Raw genomic sequence first — 13,618 nt, forward strand, 5'->3', positions numbered from 1 at the left:
GGGTCAGCCGGCGGCGGGCGGGGTCGCGGACATGCGCGGCGGGGTGCCGAGGTGCTCGCCGACGCGCTTCACGAGCCGCGCCATCTCGTAGGCGATCAGGCCCACATCGGCGGTGACGGAGCTGAGGACGGCGAGGCAGGAACCGTCCCCGGCGGCGGCGACGAAGAGGAACCCGTCGTCCATCTCGACCATCGTCTGCCGGACCCCGCCGGTGCGGAAGTGGCGTCCCGCGCCTTTGGCGAGGCTGTGGAACCCGGAGGAGACGGCCGCGAGGTGCTCGGCGTCCTCCCGGGTGAGGCCGCCGGACGCGCCCACTGCGAGACCGTCGTTGGAGAGCACGACCGCGTGGCGGACCTCGCCCACCCGCAGCACCAGGTCGTCGAGCAGCCAGTCGAGTTCACCGGAGCGGGGGTGGAGGGTCCTCTCGTGGTCGATCATGCGTGGTCTCCTTCACTGCTGTGAGCGCTGCTGTGGGTGGGTCTGCCCGGGGCGGGCCCACCGCCGCGGGCCCAGCCGGCGCGGTAGGCGGTCATCCGGTCCCTGACCTGCTCCGGGGTGCGTTCCGGACCCTCGTGCGGGGCGTGCCCTGACGGGTCCGGCTGTTCGATCCGCGCCGGCTCGCGCAACTGGGGGACGAGGCTGGCCTGCCTCACGCGGCGCGGCAGGCCGCCCGCGTCCTCCGGAGTGGAGTGGTCTCCGCGGGCGGCGGCGCCCTGAGCCGACGGCCGGACACCGGCATGTCCGGCGCGGGGGCCGTCGGGGGGTGGTGACGGGGTACGGTCGCGCAGCCTCAGGGCGATGACCCCGGGCGGCGGCGGGGCCGCTCCCCGCGACCGGGCTTCGTTGCCCTGCCCGCCGGGCCGGGCCGTCAGGGACCGGTCGTCGTGGGGTGCCGGACACGGTGCGGCGTCCGGCACGGCGTAGGGGGCGGAGTGCGTCACGGGCCGTGGCACCGGCTCGGGTTCGGGCTCGCGGCGCCCGGGTGCCGGTGGGGCGGCGCCCGCCGGCAGGGCGCTCTGCAGCAGCGCGGTGGGGAGCAGGACGACCGCGGTGGTCCCTCCGTACGGCGAGGTCCGCAGTCTCACCTTGATGTCGTGGCGCGCCGACAACCGGCTGACGACGAACAGGCCCAGCCGGTCGCTGTCGAAGAGGTCGAGCGCCTCGGACTGCTCGATACGGCGGTTGGCGTCCGAGAGGGCCTCCCTGCCCATGCCGAGTCCCCGGTCCTCGATCTCCAGTGCGTAGCCGTTCCCGACGGGTTCGCCGCTGACCCTGACCTTGGTGTGCGGAGGCGAGAACTGTGCCGCGTTCTCGACGAGCTCGGCGAGCAGATGGGTGAGGTCGGCGACCGCGGCCCCGACCACCGCGGCCTCGGGCAGTTGCCGTACCTCGACCCGCGCGTAGTCCTCCACCTCGGACACGGCGGCGCGGACGACGTCGGTGAGCGGCACGGGCACCCGCCAGGCCCGTCCCGGTGCCGCGCCGGACAGGATGATCAGGCTCTCCGCGTGGCGGCGCATACGGGTCGTCAGATGGTCGAGGCGGAAGAGGTCTCCGAGCTCGCCGGGGTCCTCGGCACGGCGTTCCATGCTGTCGAGCAGGGTGAGCTGCCGATGGACCAGGACCTGGCTGCGGCGCGCCAGGTTGACGAACACACCGGAGATGCCACGGCTGAGTTCGGCGCGTTCGACGGCGGCGCTGAGGGCGGCGCGGTGGACGGTCGACAGTGCCTCGCCGACCTCGGCGATCTCGTCCTGCGGCGGCGGCCCCGGCGGCGCCTCGGCCCGGACGTCGATGTCCTCGCCGGACCGGAGGCGGCGCATGGCGTGGGGCAGTTTGTGACGGGCCATCTCCAGGGCCGTGTTGCGGAGACTGACGAGTTCGACCACGAGGGCCCGGCCGATGCGTACGGAGATGACGAGGGAGGCGGTCACCGCGGCCAGACCGAGGAGGACCGCGGCGCCGGCGGCGGTGAACATGCCCTGTCCGACCGGGTCGGCCCGGTCCGCCGCGCCGCGCCGGGCGCTCTTCTCGATGTCCAGCATCCCGGCGTGGACCGCGCCGTGGGCGGTGTCCCAGGTGGTGACGGGCACGGCCGAGGCCGCGCGGCGTCCCGCAGGCGCGGCGGCGGTGGCGTCCTCGGCGGACCGGAGGTCCCGGTACGCGCTCTGCGCCTCGAGTTCGCGCCAGGCGGCCCGCTCGCGCGGCCGCAGGTCGGCGACGGCGGACTCGGTGAGCGCACGACGGGTCTCCACGGCGCCGGTGAACCGCCGCAGCCTGTCGGCGGTGAACGAACGGCCGGCCCGGGCGGCGGTGAGCAGTGCGTCCTCGCGGGCGAGCATCTCGCCGGCCCGGGCGAATTCGAGCTGCACCCGGGCGTCCGGGCCCGTGCCGGGGTCCTGGACGCCGGCGAGTGCGCCGACGACGCCGAAGCCGGTGCCGATGGCCGTCGTGTACTGCTCGTAGGCGCTGTCCCAGTCGGTACCGCCGTCGAGCACCGATACGCGGAGGGCGGCGAGTGCGCGGCCCTGGGCGACGAACGCGGTCAGCCGCCCGAAGACGTCACGGGGCAGATCGCCCCCGTCCGCGACGGTGTGGGACGGGTCGAGGGACAGGTCGGCGAACGCGGCGTCGGTGGCCTTGGCCTGCTGCTGGAGTTCGGCGGCGCGCGGGCCGTCGGGGGCGGCGATCTGCCGGAGGGCCGCGCGCCGTTCGGCCTGGAGAGCGGTCACGGTCTCCGCTACGGGTCCGCGGACGCGGTCCTCGACGTCCTGGAGCTGCCGGAGCCGCGCGATGTCCTGCGCGGTGGTGACGGTGGCGAACCCCCAGAGGGCGAGCAGGGAGACGACCGGGACCATCAGCAGGGAGATGATCTTGGCGCGTACGGTCCGGGGACGCAGCTGCAGGCGCTCCCCCGGGCGTCGCGGTGCCTGCCCGCGGCGTGCGTCGGCCGGTCGGTGGGCGGGGCCGGGCCCGGCCCGTTCGTCCGCGGGCGGTCCTGCGTGGGCACGGCGGCCGCGGACGGCCGGAGAGCCGGCGGCCTTCGCTGGTCGCGGGGGCGGCGTCTCGGCGCCGGGCTTGCTGCGAGGTGTGCGCATGGCCTCCTCGTTCCGGGTACGGGGTGTCGGGTACGGCGGGACGGCCGTGCGGGGGCGGTGGGCCCGGGACGCCGGACGGTCCGGGGCGTACCGGATGACGGTCCGGGCGTGCCGGATGACAGGGGCGCCCTACGACGTGGTCGGTGCCGGGGCGGACACCTCGGGCTCGGGCTCGGTGGTCCGCTCGGCCGACGCGTAGGCGGCCCGTTCGTGTGCCGTCGGAGTGAGGGCGACGAAGGCCGAGGTGAGGAAGAGGTACGAGCCGAGGCCGACGGCCAGGGGGAAGATGAACTGCATCGTCGTGGCCCCGGGCAGCACCGCGTCCGAGGGCGCGACCCTCACGCTCACGGCGAGCATGCCGGTGTAGTGCATGCTGCTGACGGCCGCGCCCATGACGAGGGAGGCGACGGCGACCGCGCGCGGCGACCTGATGTTGAGCGCGGCCCACAGGGCGGCGGTCGCGGCGACCACGGCGATGACGACGGAGAGGGCGACGAGCAACGGGTCGTAGGTGACGTCGCCGTGCAGCCGGAGGGCCGCCATGCCGAGGTAGTGCATGCTGGCGACACCCAGTCCGGTGGTCAGCCCGCCCAGGAGCAGGGCGCGGACCCGATCGCGGCCGTGACCGACGGCGAAGACCCCCACGCCGACGACGGCCATGGCGACGACCAGGCTGAGGATGGTGAGCGGGACGTTGTAGCGGATGTCGGTGCCTGTGACACCGAATCCGAGCATCGCGACGAAGTGCATCGTCCAGATGCCGGTGCCGATGGCGGAGGCCGCCGTGAGCAGCCAGTTGCGGCGCGAGCGGCCGGTCGCGTCGATCGCGCGCACGGTGCAGCGCAGCCCGAGGGCGGCGCCGATGCAGGCCATCGCGTACGACAGCGCGGGGGTCAGCCAGCCGAATGTGGCGTGGTCCAGGTGTCCCATGGCTCAGGGACGGTAGTCCCGATGGGGGCGCGGGGCGGGGGCGCATTTCGAAAGCTATTGGAATATGACAGCTGATGTTTCAGAACGATCGCGCCGAGGTCGAACGTGTGCACCGCACGGCTGTTCCGGTGGCGATCGGCGAGTCGGGCCGGGACTGCGGGATCATGGGGCGCATGACCGACGACCACACGCGTGTGCAGGAGTTCTTCGGCACCCGGGCCGCCGACTGGGACGCCCGGTTTCCCGATGACGGGCTCGCGTTCGTGGTGGGGGTCGCGGCACTGGACCTGACCCCCGGCGACGCGGTCCTCGACGCCGGCTGCGGCACCGGACGCGCGCTGCCCGTCCTGCGCGAGGCGGTGGGTCCGGCCGGCACGGTCTTCGGCGCCGATCTGACGTTCGAGATGCTGCAGGCGGCGGTCGGCGCCGGACGCGACCGCGACGCCGTGCTGCTGCAGGCGGACGTGGCACGGCTGCCGCTGCGCACGGCGTCGATCGACGCCGTGTTCGCCTCCGGGCTGGTCGCGCACCTGCCGAATCCTGCCGACGACCTGAGTGAACTGGCCAGGGTGGTGCGTCCGGGCGGACGTCTCGCGCTCTTCCACCCCATCGGCCGGGCCGCACTGGCGGTCCGCCAGAAGCGTCGGCTCACTCCCGAAGACCTGCGCGCCGAGCCCAACCTCGGTCCACTGCTGGCCGCTTCGGGTTGGCGGCTGGTCTCGTACCTCGACGAGGAGGAGCGTTTCCTCGCGCTGGCGGTCAGGAAGGACTGACCCGGTGCGGGAGTGTCCGTCCACGCACCCGCGTACGCGGCACGTTCGGACGCGGCAGCCGGCGACCGGCACAGCCGCCCTTCCCGCAGGCGGCCGTCGGTCGGCGACGGCGACGGCGACGGCCGAGCGCAGCGGCCCGGTCCGCCCGGGGAAGCCGCCCGTCCGACGGACCGAGCGCGGAAGGGCACCCGGTGATGACGTCCACGAAAGGACGCGCAGGAAGACTTGTCATACCGGCGGGGTACACCGGAAGAGTGACGGTGCGGTGGAAGGGGGCCCTGGGTGTTCCACAAGGTGATGAGCGGAATCCGTAGGCTCGCTGCGCGGTGGGCGGGCGAGGGGGCGGACGGTGCGGGCACGCCGCGGGCGAAGGTCGTCCGGCAGCGTCAGCCGAATCTCTTCGAGGCCGCGGCGGCGTATGTCTCCGCGTGCGCCGAGGACGACCAGCAGGGAATCGAGGAGGCGTCGGGCTGGGTGTCGCCCGAGGCGCTGTCGTTCGGGGTGAACGAGCTGGCCTGCCGGGCCGTCATCGCCCTGGCGCGCGAGCGCGACGAGTCGCCCCGGACGGTCGCACGCAGTCTGCTCGGCCTGCCCGTCGCCTGACGGCACGGGCCCGGAGGGGCGGGGCGCGCGAATGTGCACGGTCCGCCCCTCTTCGCCAGGGTCCGACCGGATTCGTCGGGGTCCGCCCCTCCGGGGGCCGGGCGCGGAAGCTGTCGCCTCGGTTTCCTGCCGCGGACCCTCGACGCCGGGGTTACCCACTGGTTAAGGTGCGCCGACGAACGATCCGATGGGGAGGATGCCGTGGCCGGGACGGACGAAGCGGCCGACGACGACGCGCTCTTTGTGCTGACTGCGCAGCTGCTCACACCCGCGCAGTTCCCCAGCGTGCTCGGCGACGACTACCCCGCGGCGTGCGCCGCCCTGGGGCTCCGGCCCTGGAACGGCGGCTACGGGCTGGTCCTCGGGCAGGACGGAGAGGGCGCCCGCTGGACGGTCGTGATCGACGACGTGTCCCTGGTCGCCGTGGCGATCGCGTCGTGGGACTGCGGGATGGAGTACGACCTGTCGCCCAGCGACCGTTCGGTGGTCGCCGCGCTGCCCGGCTGGCCGCTGACCGTCGCCACGGTCGCGCCGGGTGTGCCCGCGCCCCATGACCCGGACGAGAAGGAGGCGGGCGGCCCCCCGCTGACCCCGCCCGACACGAGTCAGTGGGGTCCCGCACAGCGGCGGCTCGGCGCGGACGAGGTCGCACTGCAGTGGGCCGTGTGGCGCGAACAGGTGGCCGAGCAGATCACGTTCGCTCAGCCCGACGCGCCGGAGGAGGAGCGCGCGACACCGCATGAGGGGGTGCGGCGGGTGCTCAAGGAGCTCCACGCCTATGTGGACGACGCGCCGCCGCTCGGGCGGGTGCGGTCGAGCTTCGCGCCGGACGGAGCCCGGATGCTGAGGGCGGACGGGCCCGGCTGGTCGCTGGTGGCCAGGACCGACGACATCGCCTTCGTGCTGCTGGACGAGGAGCCCGGACAGGTACTGCCGGTGGGCCGCGGTCCCGAACTGCCCGGGCTGCTGGATGCCCTGGACAGGATGGCGGTACGGCCGACCTGAGGCGGGGCGTACGCACGGGTCGCGAGCGGGCCCACCAGAGGATCTCCCGAGGAGCCGTCCCACACGGCCGAGATGCCCGAGGTGTGGGCCACGCCTATGGCCGAGCTCCGATGTGTAGGCGCGGATGATCGACGACCGGGGGCGCTCGAAGCTGCACCGCTACTACTCGGTCGAGGCGGGCGCCCACACGGACGCCCTGTACGACAGCCATCCCGACCGGTTGCGTCCGATCCTGCCGTGCCACCGGTCGGCGTTCGCGGCGCTGACCGCCTGGGTGGAGAAGGGCGTGGCACCGCCCGCGGACCGGAGGATCCCGAGGCCCGCGGGCGGCGACGTGGTGAACTCCTGCGCGCTGGGCCGACGGCTCGGGCTCTCTCACCCCGCCCCTCACCGCAGCGCGGCACCGGGGCCCGCTCGGCAGCGGGCACCGGTGCTTGGTCACCCGCACCGGGAGGCGGCGAACCCGCCCCTTCAGCGCCCGATCTGCTTGCGGTTGTTGATCCGGCGGAGCCGGCGGCGCTGCGAGGGGTCGAGCGCGAAGTAGGCCACGGCGGGCACTCCGACGATCACCAGCAGCGACATCCAGAATCCGATCAGCGGGATCAGGAGAAGGCCGACGGCCACTCCCCCGACGGCGATCTTCGCACCTGTCGACATTGTTTCGCAGCCTCCTTCGCGGCCCACGGCCGCCGCTCCCTGCTGTGACAACGCTTCCGCGGGCCCGCCGGTTCCCTCGGGCGGCCGCCGCTTCCCCCGGCCCGACGGGCGACGACCGGGGCGGCGGGTTGGTGCGTGCTCCGGCGCCCGCCGGGGTGCGCCTGAGGTATCCTCGGCCGCTCCGGCTCCCACTAGTCAAATTTGAGGACCCTGCCATCGCTGTCCACATGCCTTCCGCGGCAACACCGTCCGAGGACTCCGGGCTCGTCCGCTGCTCCGCAGTGCTCCTGCCGGCCGACCCGCCCCGAGCGGGCAGGTTCGCGTTCTGGCACGCCGACGGCGCCCGGCCCCCCGCAGGCGCCGGCACGCCCACGGAGCTGACCGTCGCCGGCCCGGGCGGCCGGACGTACGCCGTGCCCGCCCGTACGCTGCCGGTACGGGACGCACTGCCGGTCCTCCTGCACGCCCGGGTGGCGGACGGCGCCTCTCCCGCCGCGGTGTTCTGGGGCGCGGCCACCGTGCTGGCGCTCCAGCTGGCGGCCCGCGGACTGCTTCTGCCCGGCCTCGGCCCGAGCGACCACGACGCCTGGCGCGTCGGGCCGTTGGCCGCCGAGGACATGGACCGGGTACGCGGCCTCGCGGCATCGATGCCGCCGACCGCGCACGCCGTCCCCGTCGACGCCGGCGCCTCACCTGTGCTGCTCCCCGGACCCGAGCGTCACCTGCGGGCCTTCCTCGACGCGGTGGCGGACGTGCTGCCGCGGACTCCCGCGGCCGCGCTCGCCGCGGGCTCCGAGGCGTTCGCCGCGGAGGAGCCGCAGCATCTGCCCGGGGCGCGTGCCTGGGCGCATGAGGTGGCGGCCGGTCATGACGCGGGCGTACGGCTGTCGTTGCGCGTCGAGGTGCTGGGGCCCACCGAGGGGGAGGCACCGAGTGGCACGACGTCCGGGCACCGGGCGGGACCCTCCTTCCGGGCCGTGCCGCAGCTGCACAGCGTCAGCGGTCCCGCGCTGGTCGCGGATGCCGCGAGTGTGTGGGCGGGAGATCAGGACGCCGCGTTCGGTCCGCGTGCCCGTACGGACGCCCTGCTCGCCCTGCGCCGGGCCGCACGGGCGTGGGCACCCCTCGCACCGTTGCTGTCCGCGGCCGTGCCCGTCGCCGTGGACCTCGCCGACGAGGAGGTCGCCGAACTCCTCGGCGACGCCCGGCACGCGCTGGCCGCGACCGGGGTGCAGGTCCACTGGCCCCGGGAACTCGTCCGCACCCTCACCGCCAGGGCCGTGATCGGGCCGCCCGAGGGCGCGGAGGGGACCACCGGCGCGGATCCCGCCGGATCCGCGATGCCGTCGTTCCTCTCCTCGGACGCCCTGCTCGCCTTCAACTGGCGTTTCACGCTCGGCGACCGGGAGCTGAGCCGTACGGAACTGGACCGGATCGCCGAGGCGAGCAGGCCCGTGGTGCGGCTGCGCGACCAGTGGGTGCTCGTCGATCCCGAGGAGGCCCGGCTGGCCCGCGCACGACGCGACCACGGCGTGACGCCCGTCGAGGCGCTGGCCGCGGTGCTCACCGGGTCCGTGGAGAGCGGTGGCCGCAGGGTCGGTGTCGAGGCGTCCGGATGGCTGGAACGGCTGCGGGAGCGACTGGCCGATCCCGAGGGCGGCGTACCGGAGATCGCCCAGCCCGCCGCGCTCGCCGCCGTGCTTCGCGACTACCAGCTCCGCGGGCTGAACTGGCTGCACCGGATGACCTCGCTCGGCCTCGGCGGCTGCCTCGCCGACGACATGGGGCTGGGGAAGACCGTCACGCTCATCGCCCTGCATCTGCACCGGCAGACCGACCCGTCCGCCGCCGGTCCGACCCTCGTCGTCTGTCCGGCCTCCCTGATGGGCAACTGGCAGCGGGAGATCGAGAGGTTCGCCCCCGGCACGCCCGTGCGGCGCTTCCACGGTCCGTCCCGGAGCCTGGACGGACTCGCGGACGGGGAGTTCGTCGTCACCACGTACGGAACCATGCGGCTCGACGCCGCGGAGCTCGCGGGGGCGGTCTGGGGCATGGTCGTCGCCGACGAGGCCCAGCACGTCAAGAACCCCTACGCGGCCACGGCCAGGCAACTGCGCACCATCGGCGCGAAGGCGCGTGTCGCGCTCAGCGGCACCCCCGTCGAGAACAACCTCTCGGAACTATGGGCGATCCTCGACTGGACGACGCCGGGCCTGCTCGGCCGGCTCGGCACCTTCCGGTCCAGGTACGCGCAGGCCGTCGAGGGCGGCGACACCGCGGCCGCCGAGCGGCTGTCCGCCCTGATCCGGCCGTTCCTGCTGCGCCGCCGCAAGTCCGATCCGGGCATCGCGCCCGAACTGCCTCCGAAGACGGAGACCGACCGCGCGGTCTCCCTCACCGCGGAGCAGACGGGCCTGTACGAGGCGGTCGTCCGGGAGACCCTGGAGGCGATCTCGGCCGCCGGCGGAATGGAACGACGCGGCCTCGTCGTGAAGCTGCTGACCTCACTGAAGCAGATCTGCAACCACCCCGCCCAGTACCTCCGGGAGGAGCGGCCGCGGATCGCGGGCCGCTCCGGGAAACTCGAACTGCTCGACGAACTCCTCGACACCGTCCTCGCCGAGGGCGCGGGCGTCCTCGTCTTCACCCAGTACGTGCGGATGGCCCGGCTGCTCGAACGGCATCTCGCGGCGCGAGGCGTACGGACGCAGCTGCTGCACGGCGGGACGCCGGTACCGGATCGCGAGGCCATGGTCCGGCGCTTCCAGGACGGTGCCGTGCCGGTGTTCCTGCTGTCGCTGAAGGCCGCCGGCACGGGGCTGAACCTCACCGGTGCCGGTCATGTCGTGCACTACGACCGCTGGTGGAACCCGGCCGTCGAGGCGCAGGCCACCGACCGGGCCCACCGCATCGGCCAGACCCAGCCGGTGCAGGTCCACCGGCTGATCGCCGAGGGCACCGTCGAGGACCGCATCGCCGCGATGATCGAACGGAAGAAGGAACTCGCCGACGCGGTGCTCGGCTCCGGCGAGGCCGCACTGACCGAACTGACCGATGCCGAACTGGCGGATCTGGTCGAACTGCGAGGGGGCGCACGATGACGGGCGACGCGTACGAGGACGAGGACGGGCGGACGTTCGTCGCGCTGCCGCCCGCGCGGGGCCGGGGCTTCGCCGTGACCTGGTGGGGCCGGGCGTGGGTGAAGGCCCTGGAGGACGGTGCCCTGGACACGGAGCAGCTGAGGAAGGGGCGCAGGCAGGCACGGGACGGGGCCGTGGGGGCCGTTTCCGTCCGGCCCGGCAGGATCACGGCGGTGGTCAGGGACCGGGACGGCACGGGACAGCGCGGCGATGTGCTGCTGCCGGAGCTGACCGCGGACGCGTGGGAACGGTTCCTGGACACGGCCGTGGACCGGGCGGGACACATCGCGGCCCTCCTTGAGCGGGACATGCCACCGCACCTCGTGGAGGACGCGGCGGAGGCGGGCGTCGCACTGCTGCCGGGCATCGGTGAACTGGAACCGGAGTGCGGCTGCGGGGCCTGGGACCTGTGCCCGCACACCGCGGCCCTCTGCTACCAGGTGGCACGGCTGCTGGACCAGGACCCGTTCGTGCTGCTGCTGTTGCGAGGGCGGGGGGAGCGCCGGCTTCTCGACGAGCTGCAGGTGCGGAGCGCCGCACGGGCGGAGCGGCCCGGGCCGGAGTCCGGGAGCGTGCCCGATGTGGCGGGGGTGCCCGCTGGGGAGGCCTTCGCCGCCGTCGCCACTGCGGCGAGCGCGCCGGGGGCGGCCGTCTCGGGGAGCACCGCCTCGGCACCGCTCGCCGCGCCTCCCCTGCCCGAGGCTCCGGGGTTGCCGCCGTCACTGGACACCGGAACGGACGCACCCGAGGGAATCGACCCGGCCGCACTGCGGTTCCTGGCGACGGACGCGGCGGTGCGGGCGCGGCGGATGCTGGCGGAGGCGCTGTCCGCGGGCGGTGGGCGGCGGGACCTCGGGACGGGCGCCCCAGCCGGTTCCGCGGCCGGCGCCGCGGACGCGGGCGCGGCGGGAACGGCGACGGTGCCGGTCGGGCTCGCCGCCGGGCTGACGGTGGATCAGGACGCGGTACGCCTGGCCGCGACGGCGTGCGACGGTATTCCAACGGCGGTCGCCGAGCGGCTCGCGGCCGGTTCCGGCCGGGGTCGGGCGGGCTTCGAAGCCGCCGTACGTGCCTGGCGGTACGGCGGCGCGGCGGGACTGGCCGTACTGGACGGCGGGCCCGTCGCGGAAGACGTCCTCGCGCGTGCGGCGGCGCACCTGCGCCTCACCGAGGACCGGGACGAGGCGGCACGCCCGCCGCTGCGCGCGGCGGGGGCGGGGCGGTGGACCGTGCGGCCGGGGACGCAACTGCGCGTGGGGGCGGACGGACGCTGGTGGGTGTTCACCCGTGCCGGCCGCGCACCGTGGTCCCCGGCGGGCCCGCCGTCCCCCGACCCGGCCTCGGCACTGGCGTCGCTGACGGTGCAGGGCCCGGGTCCCGGCGGGCCGCCGCCGGGGGCCGCTCATGCGGTGGTCCGCCCGGTGCCCGACGACCCCGTCTCGTACGCGGGGGGCGCCGGCAGGCCGTGACGGTGCGTCGTCCGTGCGTGACCCTTGTCGAGGGCGCCGGGTCGCACGACGATGGGCACGACGTGGACCGGGGACCGGGAGGCCGAGTTGACGGACCCATGGGTGGCGCTGGAGGCCGGGGGCGACGCCGGGCGGCGCGTCGGTGTGCTGCGCCGGGCGTACGAGCAGTTCACGACGGCCGGCCGGGTGGAGGCGGGCGTACGGCCCGTGGTGGCCGAGTCGTGGCGGCGCTCCGCACGGGCCAGGGTCGCCCCGGAGGGCCGGGCGAGCGTGGAACTGGGCGACGACGAACTGGCGGTCTACCGCGAGGGGCATCCGCTGTCCCGCGTGATGCCGGTGATCCGGGAGCTGATGGGTGCGTACGCCGTCGACGGCGAGCACCTGGTGGCGGTGTGCGACGCACAGGCCAGGCTGCTGTGGGTCGAGGGGCACCGCGGGGCGCGGGAGCGGGCCGGGCGGATGAACTTCGTGGAAGGGGCGCGCTGGGCCGAGGCGGTGGCGGGGACGAACGCGCCGGGCACGGCGCTCACGGTCGACCGACCGGTGCAGGTGTTCTCGGCGGAGCACTTCCAGCGCCCGGTGCAGGAGTGGACGTGCGCGGCGGCCCCGGTCCACGACCCGCACAGCGGCCGGCTACTGGGCGCGGTGGACATCACGGGCGGCAACCGGCTGGCGCATCCCCACAGTCTGGCGTTCGTCGGAGCGGTGGCCCGGGCGGCCGAGTCGCAGCTGGCGCTCCTGTCGCCGCGGCCCTCCGGCGACACGGCGCGGTTGACGGCACTGGGCCGGGACGAGGCGCTGCTGGTCGCGGAGGGCCGCAAGCTGCGGCTGAGCCGGCGGCACAGCGAGATCGTCGTGGTGCTCGCCCACCGCCCGGAGGGGCTGAGCGGCGACGAGCTGCTGCTGGAGCTCTACGAGGACGAGCACATCACCCCCGTCACACTGCGGGCCGAGATGTCCCGGCTGCGTGCGCTGCTGGGCCCTCGGCTGTTGGGGTCCCGGCCGTACCGGCTGGCCGTGCCGGTCGACGCCGACTTCGGCACGGTGGGGCGCCGGCTCGCGTCGGGCGCGGTCGCGGCGGCGCTCGGCGAATACACCGGGCCGCTGCTGCCCGCTTCGCGGGCGCCGGGTGTCGCCCGGCTGCGCGAGCGACTGCGGGACCAGCTGCGCACCGCCCTGATCGCCCGCGGCGACCCGGGGCTGCTGGCGGACTGGGCCTACAGCCCGTGGGGCGAGGGCGACCTCGCCGCGTGGCGGGCCCTGGCCGCCGCACTCCCCGAGGACCGACGCGCCGCGGCGCAGGCACGGGCCCGCGCGCTGGACAGGGAGTACGGCGACGGGGCGCGCGCCCCCTTCGGGGAGCCGTGGTGACGGCGTCGGGCACGGCCGCGTGGGGAGGGCTCCGCTGACCGGCCGCGGCAGGGGGCGTGCGCCCGCCCCTCCCGCACGGCGACGGCCTTCCGGGGGCGCTGCGGCGACCTCGGCCATCACCCTCTGCGCAGGCCGCACCGACCGGCTGCAGCAGGGGGCGTGCGCCCGCACCCGCGCGCGGCGACGGGGACCGGCGGCGGGTCCGCCCGCAGCGCGGCGAGCAGCCCGTTTACCCGCCCGCACCCGCGCGCGCGGCGGCGGGTCCGCCCAGCGGCTGGGGCCCTCAGCCGGGTGGCCGCGCGCCCTGTCCCACCGGATCGCCGAGGGCCGCGTCGACGAGCACCGGAGCACCGCCCTCGAGGTGCACCTGGCCGAGGACCAGTACGACCGCCTCATCGAGGTGAGCGCCGTTCCGCTCGAGGGCCCGCACGAGGCGAGCGCCGGGGTCCGGTACGTGGTCCAGGGCGGGGACGCCTCCCTCGTCACCGCTCCCGTGGTACCCGTGGCCTGACCTGCGACTTCCGGCCCTCGGGCGAGGGCCGGAGCACCCGAGGAGCAATTCGTGAAAGCAG

The 13,618-nt window shown here is 75.2% G+C and carries 11 protein-coding genes and 1 pseudogene; 8 read left to right on the forward strand and 4 right to left on the reverse strand.

All coding sequences use genetic code 11. The annotated features are described in order from the left end of the window. Window positions 1-3 precede the first annotated feature (3 nt). From O7595_RS01735 to O7595_RS01745, 3 genes are all read right to left on the reverse strand, one after another. Window positions 4-438 (reverse strand): roadblock/LC7 domain-containing protein, encoded by a 435-nt coding sequence (locus tag O7595_RS01735; RefSeq protein ID WP_269726936.1) that lies wholly within the window; start codon window positions 436-438, stop codon window positions 4-6. Next, window positions 435-3,098, reverse strand: a complete 2,664-nt coding sequence (locus O7595_RS01740; protein ID WP_269726937.1) for a sensor histidine kinase — start codon at window positions 3,096-3,098, stop codon at window positions 435-437. The genes O7595_RS01735 and O7595_RS01740 overlap by 4 nt, the downstream gene beginning before the upstream one ends. Window positions 3,099-3,227: 129 nt before the next feature. Next, window positions 3,228-4,028 carry an MHYT domain-containing protein gene (locus tag O7595_RS01745; RefSeq protein WP_269726938.1) on the reverse strand — a complete coding sequence of 267 codons (801 nt, stop codon included), beginning with the start codon at window positions 4,026-4,028 and terminating at the stop codon, window positions 3,228-3,230. 173 nt (window positions 4,029-4,201) lie between these two features. On the opposite strand from O7595_RS01745, the gene O7595_RS01750 reads away from it, so the two are divergent. From O7595_RS01750 to O7595_RS01765, 4 genes and pseudogenes are all read left to right on the forward strand, one after another. Beyond that, complete coding sequence (locus O7595_RS01750; protein WP_269732331.1) at window positions 4,202-4,801, forward strand: class I SAM-dependent methyltransferase; 600 nt, start codon at window positions 4,202-4,204, stop codon at window positions 4,799-4,801. Between the two features lie 297 nt (window positions 4,802-5,098). Beyond that, window positions 5,099-5,404: a hypothetical protein gene (locus O7595_RS01755; RefSeq protein WP_269726939.1), complete on the forward strand. Its 306-nt coding sequence runs from the start codon at window positions 5,099-5,101 to the stop codon at window positions 5,402-5,404. A 201-nt stretch (window positions 5,405-5,605) separates the two neighbouring features. Continuing rightward, window positions 5,606-6,409 (forward strand): hypothetical protein, encoded by an 804-nt coding sequence (locus O7595_RS01760; protein WP_269726940.1) that lies wholly within the window; start codon window positions 5,606-5,608, stop codon window positions 6,407-6,409. Between the two features lie 118 nt (window positions 6,410-6,527). After that, window positions 6,528-6,764, forward strand: a pseudogene (locus O7595_RS01765) (tannase/feruloyl esterase family alpha/beta hydrolase); the annotation flags it as partial. A gap of 116 nt (window positions 6,765-6,880) precedes the next feature. On the opposite strand, the gene O7595_RS01770 reads toward O7595_RS01765, so the two are convergent. Continuing rightward, window positions 6,881-7,066 (reverse strand): hypothetical protein, encoded by a 186-nt coding sequence (locus O7595_RS01770; protein WP_269726941.1) that lies wholly within the window; start codon window positions 7,064-7,066, stop codon window positions 6,881-6,883. Window positions 7,067-7,293: 227 nt separating this feature from the next. On the opposite strand from O7595_RS01770, the gene O7595_RS01775 reads away from it, so the two are divergent. From O7595_RS01775 to O7595_RS01790, 4 genes are all read left to right on the forward strand, one after another. Next, on the forward strand, window positions 7,294-10,167 hold the full coding sequence (locus O7595_RS01775; protein ID WP_269726942.1) for a DEAD/DEAH box helicase: 2,874 nt from the start codon (window positions 7,294-7,296) through the stop codon (window positions 10,165-10,167). Then, a complete protein-coding gene (locus O7595_RS01780) occupies window positions 10,164-11,675 on the forward strand; it encodes an SWIM zinc finger family protein (protein ID WP_269726943.1) in 1,512 nt (503 codons plus the stop codon). Before O7595_RS01775 ends, O7595_RS01780 begins: the two co-directional genes overlap by 4 nt. 51 nt (window positions 11,676-11,726) lie before the next feature. Further along, window positions 11,727-13,046: a GAF domain-containing protein gene (locus O7595_RS01785; RefSeq protein ID WP_269726944.1), complete on the forward strand. Its 1,320-nt coding sequence runs from the start codon at window positions 11,727-11,729 to the stop codon at window positions 13,044-13,046. 361 nt (window positions 13,047-13,407) lie between these two features. Beyond that, a complete protein-coding gene (locus O7595_RS01790) occupies window positions 13,408-13,557 on the forward strand; it encodes a hypothetical protein (RefSeq protein WP_269726945.1) in 150 nt (49 codons plus the stop codon). The last annotated feature ends 61 nt before the right edge of the window (window positions 13,558-13,618 follow it).

Source organism: Streptomyces sp. WMMC940, from assembly GCF_027460265.1.
In the GTDB taxonomy this organism is placed as follows: domain Bacteria; phylum Actinomycetota; class Actinomycetes; order Streptomycetales; family Streptomycetaceae; genus Streptomyces.